Here is a 12,336-nt window from a genome sequence, read left to right on the forward strand (position 1 = left end):
CTCTTGCCGCGCGGGGATGGGGCGCTTACCCCTGTGGCCTAACACCGGCCGGAGGGGATGCCAATGCCAAGGCGCGCAACGCCCACGCTTCTGCTGACACGGCCGGAGGCCGATTCGCGGCGCTTCGCGGCGATGCTGCCCGACCTGCCCCATGTCATTTCGCCGATCCTGCGCATCCTGCCGGTTGCCCATGACGCGGCGCGGCTGGCTTCGGCCGAGGCGCTGGTCTTCACCTCGCAGCACGCCATTGCCATTGCCGGGCCGGGCCGGGGGCGGACGGCCTTCTGCGTCGGGCCGCGCACGGCGGCGCTTGCGCGCGAGGCAGGGTATGCGGTGATCGAGGGGCCGGGCGATGCCGAAAGGCTGCAGCCGATGCTGGAAGCCTCGGACCTGCCGCTGCTGCATCCGCATGGCCGGCATGTCGCGCGCGAACTGCCGGTTGCGGGAATGGTCGTCTATGACCAGCTGCCGCTGCCGCTGAACGCCCGGGCGCTGGAGCTTCTGGCCGGCGCGGCGCCGGTGATCCTGCCGCTGTTCTCGCCGCGCTCGGCGCGGCTGCTGGCGGTCGAGGCGGCCGGGTCGGCCGCGCCTGTGTGGCTGGCGGCGATCAGCGGCGCGGCGCTGGCGGCCTGGCAGGGGCCTTTCGAGCAGGGCGAGATCGCGCCCACGCCCGATGCCCGGGGGCTTGCTGCGGCGATAGGCCGCCTGACCGGCGGTGAATTATCCTGATTGCTGCGGGTTGAGCCGAAGGCCCGGCCTCATTAGGCTGTGGCCGACGCTTTCGGCGGCATTGCCACCGTGGTACGCGAGGACGGGGACCAAACGTGAAAAAGCCAGACGAGACAAAGACCTCCAGCCAGGGCAAGGCCGCGGCTTCTGAAAAACCAGCCAAGGCAGCAGAAAAGCCCGCCGAATCTGTCAAGAAACCTGCCGCGCGACCGGGAACAGTGAAAAGCGCCGATATCGCTGCCGGCGACGGATCCGGGGCCATGGCGTCCGGTGGCGAGATCAGGCCGGTCGAATCGACCCTGCTGGGCGAGGGCAAGCAGGGACGCCCCGCCGCAGCCGCCAAACCTGCCGCCACGACGGCGGCGGCGGATGACAAGCCGGCAGATCGAAAGGTTGTCGAGGACAAGGTCGCCGAGGATGCGGCAAGGAAAGCCGTGCCGGACGATCGGCCGGCGGGCGCCGCGCCCGTGGCGGTATCGCAGGGTTCGTCGACTGTTCCGCAGGTGGCACCCCCCGCACAGCAGGTCACCGTGCAGAAGACCGGCTTCTGGCCGGTGGTGCTGGGCGGGGTGGTTGCTGCCGGTCTGGGGGCCGCGGCGACGATCTGGGCCCTGCCGCAACTGCCGGCCGGATGGCTGCCGGCGGCGCCCGGAGCCGAGGTTGATGCCGGGGCGCTCCGCGCCGAGGCCGTCGCCGCGGCCGAGAGTGCGGCGCGCCAGCAGATCGACGCGTTGCGCACCGAACTGCCTTTGTCCGGGGTGGATGCCACGGCGATCCAGGCCGATGCGGTGAGTGCCGCCGAGACGGCGGCGCGTCAGCAGGTCGAGGCGCTGCGGAGCGAACTGGCCGAGGCATCGCCACAGGCCGTCGCGCCGGCCGGCGATGGCGGGGCCCTAGCCCAGCAGGTGGCGGCGCTGCAGGCGCTGATCGACCAGCAGACGGCACGGATCGAGGAACTGGCCGCGCGGCCGGTGCTGGATCCGGGCGCGGCACAGAAACTGCAGACGCTGGCGGATCAGGCCGGCGCGCTGGAACAGCAGATCGCGGCAACCGCCGAACAGGCGCAGTCCAGCATCAGCGCCGCGCAGGCCGAGGCGCAGAAGCTGCAGGAGGCCGCCGAGGACAGCACCCGTCGCGCCGAGGCGGTGGCTGCCATTGCCTCGCTGCAGGCGGCACTGGATCGCGGCGTGACCCCGGATGAGGCCCGTCAGACGCTGGAGGGTGCGGGGCTTGAGACACCCGATGCACTGACCCGCGACGTGCCCAGCCTTGAGGCGCTGCAGGCCGGCTTTGCCGAGGCCTCCCGCGCGGCCTTGCGTGTCTCGCTGAGCGAGGACAGCGCCGGCGGCGGCAATGCGCTGACGAATTTCCTGAAGGCGCAGACCGGCGCGCGTTCGGTCACCCCGCAGGAGGGTGATGACACCGACGCGATCCTGTCGCGCGCCAATGCCGAGATCGCGGCCGGCAATGTCGGCGCGGCGCTGGATCAGATGACGGCGCTACCCGAGACTGCACGGAACGCCCCGGCGATGGCCGCGTGGCTGGCCGGGGCCACGGCCTATCGGGACGCGCAGGCGGCGCTGTCCGATCTTTCGGCCAGTTCGAACTGAGGGGGACGGTCATGTTTCTGTCATTGCTGAAAATCCTGTTCTTCTTCGCGGTGGTTCTGGCCATCGCCCTCGGCGCGATCCAACTGTCGGAAACCGGCCAGATGCTGCGGCTTGAATATGGCGGCGTCGAATATGTGCTGACCCCGATCCAGGCCGTCGTCGCGCTGGCGGTGCTGATGGTGCTGGCCTGGGTGGTCTTCAAGCTGCTGGGTCTGGGTCTGGCCTTCCTGCGCTTTCTGGCCGGAGACGAGACCGCGATCAGCCGCTATTTCGACCGCTCGCGCGAGCGCAGGGGCTTCGAGGCCCTGGGCGAGGGGATGCTGGCGGTAGCCTCGGGCGAGGGCAAGCTGGCACTCGACAAGGCCGCCAAGGCCGCCAGATTGCTGGACAAGCCGCATGTCACCAATGTGCTGACGGCACAGGCCGCCGAGGCGGCGGGCGATTCCGGCAAGGCCGAGGCAGCCTATCGCACATTGCTGGAAGATGACCGGACCCGCTTTGTCGGGATCCGCGGGCTGATGCGGCAAAGGCTGGAGTCGGGCGATACCGCGACCGCGCTGCTGCTGGCGCAGAAGGCCTATGCCCTGAAGCCGCGCCACAAGGAAATCCAGGACACGCTGCTGCAACTGGAGATGCGCGAGGGCGACTGGAAGGGCGCGCGCCAGCTGCTGAAGGACAAGCGGCGCCAGGGCGATATGCCGCAGGACCTGCATCTGCGCCGCGACGCGGTTCTGGCCTTGAAGGAGGCCAGTGAGGTTCTGGCGGCGGGCAATTCGATCAGTGCCCGCGAGGCGGCGATTTCGGCCGCCAAGGCCTCGCCCGACCTGATCCCGGCCTCGGTTCTGGCGGCGCGCAGCTATCTCGAGAAGCAGGATACCCGCAATGCCACGCGGGTGCTGGAAAAGACCTGGTCGGTGCGCCCGCATCCCGATGTGGCCGCAGCCTATGCCGAGATCGTGCCGGACGAGACTCCGGCGGCCCGGCTGACCCGGTTCGAGCGGCTGATCGCGAAGAACCCCTCCAGCGAGGAATCGCGGCTGCTGAAGGCCGAACTGCTTCTGGCCGCCGAGGACTTTCCCGGTGCCCGGCGTGCGCTTGGCGATCTGGCCGAGGCCCATCCGACGGTGCGTACGCTGTCGATCATGGCCGCGGTCGAGCGCGGCGAGGGCGCCGATGACAGCGTCGTGCGGGGCTGGCTGGCCAAGGCCCTGACCGCCTCGCGCGGGCCGCAATGGGTCTGCGACAACTGCCATAACGTGATGGCCGAATGGGCGCCGGTCTGCGACAGTTGCAATGGCTTCGACACGCTGACCTGGCGTGAGCCCGATACCCGTCGCTCTGCTCCGGCGTCGGGGGTGTCGGGGGCCGAGATGCTGCCGCTTCTGGTCGGCGCGCCGAAGCCCGAGGCTGTCGTTGCCGCGCCCGAGGTGGCCGGTGCATCGGCCGATGCCACGACGCCCAAACCCGATGCCGTTGTAGACGCGAAGCCTGTCGAAGAACCCGAGCCCGCCAAGGTCGAGATCGCGGATGTGGCGCCGGGCATGGTGCCGCGGGAAGAGGATTATGTCGCGGTTGCGTCAGGGGCGGCCACCAGGCCCAGACCCGTCGAGGACATATCCGAGCCGGTGCCGGTGCGCCCGGATGTCGAGCCTCCGGCGAACGGAAGCTGGACCGGGAAGGCACCAGGGCAGGGGTAACGGCTTCGGGCGAGGGGCGCAAAAAACCGACGCGACCTCTTTCCCTCTTGCGCCGAACCTGCTATCCGGCGCCGCACGATCCGATGCCGGTGTAGCTCAGCTGGTAGAGCACGTCATTCGTAATGATGGGGTCGGGGGTTCGAGTCCCTTCACCGGCACCAGGATCGGCGGAAACAAGACGGCCAGCCCTTGTGGCTGGCCGTCTTGCTTTTGACCTGGGCTGTCTGCGCCCGGCCCTTCTGCGGTTCCGGCACATTAACGACCATGGCAGGGGCGAGCCGCGCTTTTCCGATCTCGGCGGCGCGGCCCCGATCACATCCGGGCATCGAAGCCCGTTCGGCCTATTGCGCCTCGGCTGTTTGCAGCAATTCGGTGATCCGCCGCACCGAGGCCCGCCGGTTTTCGCGAATGTCGCCCTCGGCGCGGATTTTCGGATACTCCTCGCCATAGCCCTGCACGATCAGGTTTTCCGGTGGCACATCGAAATATTCGGTCAATGCCAGCGCCACCGACTCTGCCCGGCGATCCGAAAGTGCCAGGTTCATCGCGTCGGGGCCGACGGTATCGGTATGCCCTTCGATCAGAAAGATCTCCCGCGGGTTGCCGGTGACGGCTTCCGTGATGACCGAACCAAGCGCCGACAACTGCCGGGCCTGATGCGGGCTGATCGCCGCCGAGCCGCTGTCGAAGGTAATCGCGTCGATATCGACCGGCGGGACCAGCGCCCGGACTTCGGGGATATTGCGGATCTGGCCCAGCGTGAAATGGCGGTCGATATCGGGTTGCCGCTGCAGCGCCGCGCGCAGCGCGGCCTCGTCCATCGTGCCATCGAGATCGCGGACCGGGGCCGGCGCGGGCAGTTCTGCGATGTCCACCGGCGGCACGGCCTCGGTGTCGTCGATCAGCCGTGTCGTGCGCCCATCCGCCGCGATCAGGGTCCGCCGCAGCACCCGCAGATCGGCGTCGCGGATCGTCACCACCTTGCTACCATCCGGGCGGGTGACGACGGTTCGGGACGAGCCATCGTCGAAATCCTCGGTGGTGATGGTCGAACCCGGCTGCCTCAGCAGCGCAACCTCGTCCTTGACCACCTCCTGACCGCCATCGGGCCGCGTGACCACCACCCGGTCGGGGCTGCTGAGCGCGACCTGACGGTTGTTGTTCAGCATCGAGCCGACGGCGACCGCGCCAAGCCCCAGCAGAAGCGCCTTTGCCAGATCGCGCTTGTCGTCATCGTCGGATTTTCTGTCGGCGCGGGGCTGGTCCTGCCGCCGGGTCAGGGCATCGCGCAGGTCGCCCTGAAAATCCTGGGCCGAGGACCGGCGGTTGGCCTCGGTGATCTGCTGCCGGACGACGTTGCGGTTCTGGCGGGCCTGATCCAGCGCGGCGGCATTGGCCGCCCGGGTTTCCCGGGCCGCGTCACGGGCGGCCCCGCCATTCTGGCCGCCGTTCCCGGCGTTGCGCGCCACCATCTGCCCTTCACCGTTCACGCGATAAAGCTGGGCGCCCGCGGGGGCCAGCAGGTAGCGGCCGTTGGCATTCCGCTCGAGCACGACGCCGCGCGGCGTGACAAGCCGGCCGCCGGGGGGGCAGGGATAGACCCCGCCCGAAATGCAGGCCAGCCGCTCCTGCGGCAGGCCGGCGGCGATTTCCCGATCCAGTATCCGGCTCAGACCGCCCATGTTCCCGGCGCGGAGGCGGGCGGTTTCGGAACTGGCCCGCTGAACGGCGGCAGGTGTCGGGACATGCGCCTTCTGGACCTGACGCTGCTGCCGGGGAGGCGCCGCGTCATGTGGCCGCGGCTCTTGTCGTTGCTGGCCCTGCGCCTGGGGTTTCTGGGCCGGTTGCTGCGGCCGCTTCGTGTTGGCCTGCTGGCCGGGTTCGGCAGAATTCGCCTGTAGCGCCCCGTCCTTGCGTCCCTGCGGTTGCGCCTGTCGGACGGGTTGCGCCTGCTTGGGCGCCGGTTGTCCCTGCCGGACCGGCGGTTTCGCTTTCTGCGCCGGCCGGTGGCCTTGCTGTCGGTCGCCGCCGTTCTGGTCACCCTTCGTTTCGGCGGCGCGCCGGGCCTTGCGGCGTTCCTCCTCGATCACTTGCGGGTCGTTCTGGTTCCGGGCCTGCGCCAGAATGCGGCTCCCCGTTTCCGCCTGCTTCGGGCCGCCTGCCGGAGCCACGATGCCGGCGGCGGGCAAGGGGCCCTGCGCCAGCACGAATTGCGGCGCCAGCATCGACAGGCAGGCGGCGACTGCTGTGGTGTTACGAATGATTCCGCGCATCTGGCTTTCCTTCACTGGCTGGTCCGCATTCGCGGCTGCGCCAGAGTAACAGGCGCCGGGGCGCCGGGTTCCCAAACAAGCCTGTGAGCGGTTCGTGAGGTCGCGTCATGGCGGGGGCCAGCGCGAAAATCAAAAAAGGCGCGGAAGATGATCCCGCGCCTTTTATCCAGTTCTTGTATTCCGCGGTTCGTCCGTCAGACGCCGTCGCCGACGAAGGCCTTCTCGACCACGAATTCCTTCGGGTCGGAGTTCGCGCCCTCTTTCAGGCCGAAGCCCTCCAGCACCGCCTTCACGTCGATATTGAAGGCCAGACTGCCACAGACCATCGCCCGGTCGGTTTCGGTCGAGATCGGCGGCAGGCCCAGATCCTCGAACACCTTGCCCGAGGTCAGGTTGTCGGTGATCCGGCCCATCAGCGGCGTGTCCTCGCGCGTGGTGGTCGGGTAATACAGCAGCCGGTTGGCGAAATCCTCGCCGTAAAGCTCACCCAGCAGAGGGTCATGCTTCAGGTTCTCGACCAGTTCGCGGCCGTAATTAAGCTCGTCCGCGGTGCGGCAGGTATGCATCATCACCACCTGCTCATAGCGCTCATAGGTCTCGGGGTCGCGCATCAGGCTGGCGAAGGGCGCGATGCCGGTGCCGGTGGCCAGGAACCACAGCCGCTTGCCGGGCAGAAGCGCGTCGAGGACCAGCGTGCCGACGGGCTTGGGGCGCAGGATGATCTGGTCGCCCGGCTGGATATGCTGCAGCTTCGAGGTCAGCGGGCCGTCCTGCACCTTGATCGAATAGAATTCCAACTCTTCGTCCCAGTTGGGCGAGGCGATGGAATAGGCGCGCAACAGCGGCTTGCCGTTGTCACCCAGCAGGCCGATCATCACGAACTCGCCCGAGCGGAAACGCAGCGAGGCCGGCCGCGTCACGCGGAAGGAAAACAGCTTGTCCGTCCAGTGCTTGACGGCGGTGACGGTCTGCGCGTCGGGCAGGGTCTTCTTGGCGGTGATCGGGGCGGCGTCGGCCACGGTAAGGTCCAGCGTCATGTCTCAATTCCTGAATGTCTTAGGCGATTTGGCGGTGCAGCGAAACCCCTGCTCAGCCGGCAAGGCGCGACCGATGGTCCCAGTCGCGCCAGTCAGCGCGGGCCAGCCATTGCTCCTGCGGCTGGCGGGCGGCCAGTTCTGGGCCGATCTGCACCTCATCGAAGCCCACGCGCCGGGCCATGGCATATTGATCGGCGATCAGCTTGCCGGTGGCGCGCAGCCGGCCCTGATAGCCCAGCCCGCGCAGCCGCCGGGCAAGGCTGAAGCCGCGCCCGTCGGTGGTGGCCGGAAACTCGATGGCGACCAGCCCGCGCTGCAGGTGATCGGCCAGTTCTCCGACGGCGGTGTTGGCGGTCAGCGTGACCTCGGCCTCGCCATCCAGCGGGTGAAAGCCGTCGTCACGAACCAGGATATCGCCGCTCATGCCGGAACCTTTCCGCGGACCATGCGCCCGCCAATGAAGTGAATGCCGCATTCGGTCTTGTCGCTGCCGCGCCAGCGTCCGGCGCGCGGATCCTCGCCCGGCCTGACCGGCGAGGTGCAGGGCGCACAGCCGATCGAGGGATAGCCCCTGGCCACCAGTGGATGCCGGGGCAGGTTGTTCTCGGCCAGGTAGTCCTGCACGTCCCCGGCCCGCCAATGGGCCAGCGGATTGACGCGCAGCCGCAGCGGCGGCTCGGGCTCGAAGAATTCCAGTTCGGTGCGCTGGCCGCCCTGAAACCGTTTGCGGCCGGTGATCCAGGCGTCGAATTCGGACAGCGCGTTTTCCAGCGGCACGGTCTTGCGGAAGTCGCAGCAGGCATCGGTGTCGAACTGGTGCAGGGTGCCGTCGGGATCATGCCGCGCGACCTCGGCCGCGCCGGCGCGGATCACCCGCACATCGGTCAGTCCCAGCCTGGCCGAAACCTCGCGCTGGTAGGCCAGCGTCTCGGGAAACAGCATCTGCGTGTCGATGAACAGCACCGGCAGCCCGGGCGCCACCACGCTGACCATATGCAGCAGCACCACCGATTCGGCGCCGAAGCTTGACACCAGCGCCACCCGACCCAGGTCGGGGTCGCTGACGGCGCGGCGCAGCACGTCGATCGCCGCATGATGCCGGTAGCGGTCGTTCAGCCGTCCGGCGCGGCCGTCCAGCGTGCCATCAAGCATTGGCCACCTCGGGATAGAGCGCGGCCTTGAAGGGCGCGGGGCCGAGGCGGCGATAGGCGTCGATGAAGCGCTCGTTCTCGTCCTCGCGCACGTCCAGATAGGCGCGCACCAGCCGGTCGATGGCCGGCACGACCTCTTCGGCCGGGAAGCCCGCACCGGCGCGCTGGCCAAGGGTGGGGATGTCGTAGCCGTCGCCGCCCAGCGTGATCTGGTAGTTCTCGACGCCCGCGCGATCCAGCCCGAGGATGCCGATATGGCCCAGATGGTGATGGCCGCAGGCGTTGATGCATCCCGAGATGCGGATCTTCATCTGGCCGATGGCGTCTTCCAGCCCCTCGGCGCGGAAATGCGCGGCAATGTCCTTGGCGATCGGGATCGAGCGGGCGGTAGCCAGCGTGCAGTAATCCATGCCCGGGCAGGCGATGATGTCCGACACCTTGCCGGCATTGGCGGTGGCAAGCCCGGCCTCGCGCAGGATGGCATAGATCTCGGGCAGGTCAGACTTGTGCAGATGCGGCAGGACCAGGTTCTGGTCGTGGTTCACGCGGATGTCGCCATGGCCGAAACGTTCCGCCAGATCGGCCACCAGACGCATCTGGTCCGAGGTCATGTCGCCCGGCGTCACGCCCGGCGCCTTCAGCGTGATGATGGCGCTGGCATAGCCGTCGATGCGGTGCGGATGCAGGTTGGTGTCGGTCCAGGACCGGAAGCCGGGGCTGGCCTCGCGGGCGGCGTCATAGGCATCGATCGGCGCATTGCGGAAGGCGGGGGCGGCGAAGCGGGCGCGCAGTTCCTGCAGCACCTCCTGATCGACGCCCGAGAACTCGGCCCGGCGGCGGGTGAATTCCTCCTCGATCTCGGCCCGCATCACGTCGAGGCCGCGCTCGGCCACGGTGATCTTGATCCGCGCCTTCCACTTGTTGTCGCGCCGCCCGGTCAGGTTGTAGGTCGAGATGATCGCTTCCAGATAGGGCAGCAGATCGGCCTGGGGCAGGAAGTCACGCACCACCTGACCCAGATAGGGCGTCCGGCCAAGCCCGCCGCCGATCCAGACCTGGAAACCGCGCTGGCCGTCCTGCTCGACGATGCGCAGCCCGATATCATAGGCCGAGACCACCGCCCGGTCCTGCGTACCGGCCGACACCGCGATCTTGAACTTGCGCGGCAGGAACTGGAATTCCGGGTGGTCGGTGGACCAGCGGCGCATCAGCTCGGCCCAGGGGCGGGGATCCTCCAGTTCATCCTGCGCGGCACCGGCAAAGGCGTCGGCGGTGATGTTGCGGATGGTGTTGCCCGAGGTCTGGATCGAATGGATGCCGACCGAGGCCAGCGCCTCCAGTGCATCGGGAATATCGACCAGCTTGTGCCAGTGATACTGGATATTGGTGCGGGTAGTGAAATGGCCGTAGCCGCGATCCCAGCGGTCGGCGACATGGCCCAGCATCCGCAGCTGGTCGGGGGTCAGCGCGCCGTAGGGGATGGCCACGCGCAGCATGTAGGAATGCAGCTGCAGATAGACGCCGTTCATCAGCCGCAGCGGGCGGAATTCCTCTTCGGTCAGGCTGCCGTCAAGGCGGCGGGCAACCTGTGCACGGAACTGGGCGACCCGGTGGGGCAGATAGTCGTCCTGGCTGGTGCGGGCGTCAAACATTGGCAGCCTCTGCGAGATAATTGGTGGGGCCGTGCTGGCGGAAGGTTTCGCGGAAATGGGTGGGCAGCGGACCGTCGGGGCCGCGCTTCGCCTCGATCAGGTAGGGGCCGACGATGCGGTCCTGCTGGCCGATGGCGCGCAGCAGCGCCAGTTCGGCGATGGCCTCATCCTCGAACAGCGTGGCCTTGCGCGGATCGGCGGTCCAGCCGTCCTCGCACATCCAGATGTTATGGCCTTCGCGCAGATCGTTGGCGGTGATGACACCGGGTTTGGCTTGCGTCGGGATGAAGGCTTTGCTCATGGAATCGGCCCTTTCGTTTCTGCGCTTAATATAGAATTTTGTTCTGGCATTTTGCGATAGGGTCAGGAAAATAAGGATGTACGGGCAATGAGGGGCGCGATGTCGGAACAGGTTTCGCAGGATGCAGGTGCAGCACAAACATCCGTCCGTCTGGACGATGTGGACCGGAAAATCCTTGCGTTGCTGCAGGCCGACGCCACCTTGTCGCTGGACCAGATCGCCGACCGGGTGGGGGCCTCGAAGACCCCGGTCTGGAACCGGATCCGCAAGCTGCGCGAGGCCGGCGTCATCCGCCGGCAGGTGGCGATCCTCGACCCCGAGGCCCTGGGTCTGGAGGCCTGTTTCTTCGTGCTGATCCGCACGGCCGAGCATGACAAGGACTGGGCGGCAAGGTTCCTCAAGGCGCTGCGCGAACGGCCCGAGGTGGTCGAGGCGCATCGGCTGGCGGGCGATATCGACTATATCCTGAAGGTGCAGGTGCGGAACGCGCGGGCCTATGACCGGTTCTACCAGTCGCTGATCTCGGAGGTGAAGATTTACAACGTGACGGCATTGTTATCCATGGAAGAAATCAAGGCGACCTCGGCATTGCCGATTGCCGAGGCGGGGAGGTAAGGGGTCATGGCTGGCGAATGGATCATCTGGCACAATCCGAAATGCTCGACCTCGCGCTTCGTGCTGCAGGCGCTGCGCGATGGTGGCCTTGAGCCAGTCGTGCGCGACTATCAGAAGGACCCGCCGTCCGAGGCCGAACTGCGTGCGGTACTGGCCGCCGCGGGGATCCCGGCGCGCGGCCTTCTGCGGCGGAAAAGCCCGGCTTTCGATGAGCTTGACCTGGGCGGTGCGGCCCGAAGCGAGGATGAACTGGTGGCGGCGATGGCGGCCCATCCCGAGGTCATCGAACGGCCTGTCGTGATCATGCCGGACGGTCGGGCGCGCCTGTGCCGGCCGAAGGAGACGGTCTTCGCGCTGCTCGAGGCCGCCGGCTGAACCGCAGCCAATGTCCGGCGACTTCGCGCGACCGGCGCCTGCAGGCCCGCTGTTGTCCTGACCGGGCAACTGGCATCAGTGGCCGCGCGCGCCTGCAATTGCCGGATCCTCGCGGGCGACCATCGCGACGTCCTGAACCCATGGGGCTTGCGGGCCGGGCGGGTGTCACGGGCGGCGGTGCTATTGATAGCTGCGCACGAGGGCGCCGGCGATCATCGACCAGCCGTCGACCACGACGAAGAAGGCCAGCTTGAAAGGCAGGGACACGACCACGGGTGGCACCATCATCATCCCCATCGACATCAGCACGGCCGAAACGACCAGGTCGATGATCAGAAACGGCAGCGCGATCAGGAAGCCGATCTCGAAGGCCCGCTGGATTTCGGAAAGCATGAAGGCCGGGATCAGCACCGACAGCCGATCCGCGGGGGCAGTGGGATCGGGCGCGATCTCGGCCAGCCCGAGCAGCGTGTCCGGGTCGGTCCGGGTGGCCATGAAGGCCTGAAACGGGACGATGCCCCGCTGCAAGGCCTCACTCATGCCGATGGTTCCGTCGCGCAGCGGGGCGCCGGCGCTTTGCCAGGCATCGCGCAGCACCGGGTCCATGATGAACCAGGTCAGGAACATCGACAGGCTGACGATCAGCATGTTGGGCGGCGACTGCTGCAGGCCGATTGCCTGCCGCAGGATCGACAGCACGGTGACGATGAAGGGAAAGCAGGTGACCATGATGGCGATGCCGGGGGCAAGCGACAGCGCGGTCAGCGCCAGGACGATCAGGACCGCGTTCCGGCCCAGCCCTTCGCCCTCCGCCCCCATGATCGGCAGGGCCTGCGCGAAGGATGCTGCCGGAAGCAGCATCAATGCGCCGACCAGCACCAAAAGGATATGCGGCC

Annotated in this window: 12 protein-coding genes and 1 tRNA gene; 6 read left to right on the plus strand and 7 right to left on the minus strand. The window is 67.9% G+C overall.

Annotated features, from left to right (window positions below; all coding sequences use genetic code 11):
- Positions 1 to 63: 63 nt before the first annotated feature.
- From KNW02_RS00515 to KNW02_RS00530, 4 genes are all read left to right on the plus strand, one after another.
- Positions 64 to 729 carry a uroporphyrinogen-III synthase gene (locus tag KNW02_RS00515; RefSeq protein WP_216031294.1) on the plus strand — a complete coding sequence of 222 codons (666 nt, stop codon included), beginning with the start codon at positions 64 to 66 and terminating at the stop codon, positions 727 to 729.
- A 260-nt stretch (positions 730 to 989) separates the two neighbouring features.
- Positions 990 to 2,339, plus strand: coding sequence for a COG4223 family protein (locus tag KNW02_RS00520; RefSeq protein ID WP_216031295.1), 1,350 nt, complete (start codon positions 990 to 992; stop codon positions 2,337 to 2,339).
- Between the two features lie 11 nt (positions 2,340 to 2,350).
- Positions 2,351 to 4,036, plus strand: coding sequence for a heme biosynthesis protein HemY (locus KNW02_RS00525; protein WP_216031296.1), 1,686 nt, complete (start codon positions 2,351 to 2,353; stop codon positions 4,034 to 4,036).
- Between the two features lie 85 nt (positions 4,037 to 4,121).
- A tRNA-Thr gene (locus KNW02_RS00530) sits at positions 4,122 to 4,197 on the plus strand.
- Between the two features lie 180 nt (positions 4,198 to 4,377).
- On the opposite strand, the gene KNW02_RS00535 is transcribed toward KNW02_RS00530, so the two are convergent.
- From KNW02_RS00535 to KNW02_RS00560, 6 genes are all read right to left on the minus strand, one after another.
- A complete protein-coding gene (locus KNW02_RS00535) occupies positions 4,378 to 6,309 on the minus strand; it encodes an OmpA family protein (protein WP_216031297.1) in 1,932 nt (643 codons plus the stop codon).
- A gap of 194 nt (positions 6,310 to 6,503) precedes the next feature.
- On the minus strand, positions 6,504 to 7,346 hold the full coding sequence (locus tag KNW02_RS00540; RefSeq protein WP_216031298.1) for a ferredoxin--NADP reductase: 843 nt from the start codon (positions 7,344 to 7,346) through the stop codon (positions 6,504 to 6,506).
- A gap of 52 nt (positions 7,347 to 7,398) precedes the next feature.
- Entirely contained in the window at positions 7,399 to 7,770 is a 372-nt protein-coding gene (locus KNW02_RS00545; RefSeq protein ID WP_216031299.1) for a DUF934 domain-containing protein, read from the minus strand.
- A complete protein-coding gene (locus tag KNW02_RS00550) occupies positions 7,767 to 8,498 on the minus strand; it encodes a phosphoadenylyl-sulfate reductase (RefSeq protein WP_216031300.1) in 732 nt (243 codons plus the stop codon). Before KNW02_RS00550 ends, KNW02_RS00545 begins: the two co-directional genes overlap by 4 nt.
- Positions 8,491 to 10,149 (minus strand): nitrite/sulfite reductase, encoded by a 1,659-nt coding sequence (locus KNW02_RS00555; RefSeq protein ID WP_216031301.1) that lies wholly within the window; start codon positions 10,147 to 10,149, stop codon positions 8,491 to 8,493. Before KNW02_RS00555 ends, KNW02_RS00550 begins: the two co-directional genes overlap by 8 nt.
- Positions 10,142 to 10,450 (minus strand): DUF2849 domain-containing protein, encoded by a 309-nt coding sequence (locus tag KNW02_RS00560; protein ID WP_216031302.1) that lies wholly within the window; start codon positions 10,448 to 10,450, stop codon positions 10,142 to 10,144. The genes KNW02_RS00555 and KNW02_RS00560 overlap by 8 nt, the downstream gene beginning before the upstream one ends.
- A 99-nt stretch (positions 10,451 to 10,549) precedes the next feature.
- Between KNW02_RS00560 and KNW02_RS00565 the strand changes: the two genes are divergently transcribed.
- The gene (locus KNW02_RS00565) at positions 10,550 to 11,065 is read left to right on the plus strand and encodes an Lrp/AsnC family transcriptional regulator (protein ID WP_216031303.1); all 516 of its coding nucleotides are present in this window, start codon (positions 10,550 to 10,552) and stop codon (positions 11,063 to 11,065) included.
- A gap of 6 nt (positions 11,066 to 11,071) precedes the next feature.
- Entirely contained in the window at positions 11,072 to 11,440 is a 369-nt protein-coding gene (gene arsC, locus KNW02_RS00570) for an arsenate reductase (glutaredoxin) (RefSeq protein WP_216031304.1), read from the plus strand.
- A gap of 180 nt (positions 11,441 to 11,620) precedes the next feature.
- Here arsC and fliP read toward each other — a convergent pair whose 3' ends face one another.
- On the minus strand, positions 11,621 to 12,301 hold the full coding sequence (fliP, locus tag KNW02_RS00575; RefSeq protein WP_216031465.1) for a flagellar type III secretion system pore protein FliP: 681 nt from the start codon (positions 12,299 to 12,301) through the stop codon (positions 11,621 to 11,623).
- Positions 12,302 to 12,336 lie beyond the last annotated feature (35 nt).

The organism is Paracoccus marinaquae, from assembly GCF_018860165.1.
GTDB classification, from domain to species: domain Bacteria; phylum Pseudomonadota; class Alphaproteobacteria; order Rhodobacterales; family Rhodobacteraceae; genus Paracoccus; species Paracoccus marinaquae.